The 1,743-nt window shown below is 34.8% G+C and carries 1 protein-coding gene; it reads right to left on the bottom strand.

Annotated features, from left to right (window positions below; genetic code table 11):
• On the bottom strand, window positions 1-1,738 hold a 1,738-nt coding region (locus tag AC1DTM_RS25185), incomplete at its 3' end, for a collagenase (RefSeq protein WP_477001160.1).
• Between the last annotated feature and the right edge of the window lie 5 nt (window positions 1,739-1,743).

Here is a 1,743-nt window from a genome sequence, read left to right as displayed (position 1 = left end):
TATCAGGGCGGTTATTATACATATATGATTGCAATGCAAACGAATAATTATAAAAATCCCACGTTCCATACTTTGCATTTAATGTTTGTTCTGCTGTATATCGCTTAGCCGGATCAGGAGATAATCCACCAATTATACTTTTTCGCGGTACGACACTATCTAATCGCGTTGAGCCAGCAAAGAACTCTGCATTTCCCTCTTCAAACCAAGTTAAACGTTCATTTTGATATAATTCGCCTTGCCCCCATAATCCGGGTACCTCATATCTTCCCTGCAAATAGTGTGTAAACTCATGACGGAACAATTCTTCTAAACTATAAATACTCTGCTGTGGTGTACGTTCATATGTAAAGAATGTTCCCTTTCCTTCAATATACATGCCACCATTATTCGTTTCATATCCATACAATTGACGGTTAAATTGATATTCATCTGGACTATTGTAAATGACCATTGTTAATACATCATCAGCATGTCCACTTTCAAGCGGTTTATCACTACCAACTGTACGATAAAATTGTGCTCTTACTTCTTTTGCCGCCCAATATAAACGTTTTATTTTTTCTTCTGTAACTTTATCACCTGCTTTAAAAACGATTGCCCCATCATCAAATGTATATGTTTTCGGCAAATATTTTTGCTTGCCATCTTCTCTGATTTTATCTAAACTGATTGTTTTTCCATTTGCATCTACTCCGCCATAATTTGTAGTGATTTGTTCTGCCGCAACAAAGTATTGCTGGCCTAAATATGGATAAATACGCATCGCTTCTGTAGCAACTTGTTGTCCTTTTGTTGGTGTACTATGAAGCTTACCAAATCGACTAGCATAGTAAATACCATTATTAATTAACCATCCGTTTTTGTCTGTTACCGTTCCAATTAATGCAAAACGACTTATCTCATTAACAAAGCTATCGATTTTCCCATACCACATCGTATCTTTTGGCTCTTTGCCCGTATACATATACGACTGAACATCATAATCAATCTCTTTCATTAAGTTGTATATAGCATCGCCTTTTGTTCTATCTTCTAAAAACGTTCCAAGATTATCATTATATTGTTTTAAAATTTCAGATGCATATTGAATGATTTCAACATCAGCTGATGCGCCTCCAATTAACATTCCATAAGATGAAATAACTTTATTTTGTTCTGTTGAACCAAGTTTAAAATTTGGATTCTTCGCAATCGTTTTTAAAGCTGGTAAACATTTATCATGATAGCTACGTTCACTTAGTTTACTTAATTCTTGATGATAAAAACCTAAATAAAATCCTGAACGTATGACTTCTACTAATGTCTCAATTCCTTTTGAATCATCTTGCGTATAGGCTTGTCCTTGTTCTGCTAATTTATCAATGAGTGCTTGCATACGACTATCATCTTGATAAAATCTAAGACTATCATTATTAAACTGAAATAATTCCGGAATTTGATTCCATTGAATGGTAACAAGAAGATCAGCTAATTGTTTATTACTTAATTGATTCAACTCGGCCATCGAATATTTTTTTACATCAACGAGTTGTTTGTCATTTTCTTTCGGCATTGGCGGACGCTGTGATAGATCTGCTAACTTTAACCGTTTTGTAAATGACGGATTTTCTTGTACGCTCGAAGGATGTGCTAACTCGTCAAGGGATTGCTTTAATCCTATCGGTTCCATCTGCAATACATTTTTAGCACTTTTCTCTTTTGTCTCTGCTTGAACTTGTAATCCACTACATGATATGGTCA

The sequence above is a fragment of the Bacillus sp. P4_D3 genome (assembly GCF_056401855.1).
This window is presented reverse-complemented; position numbering and strand designations above follow the sequence as displayed.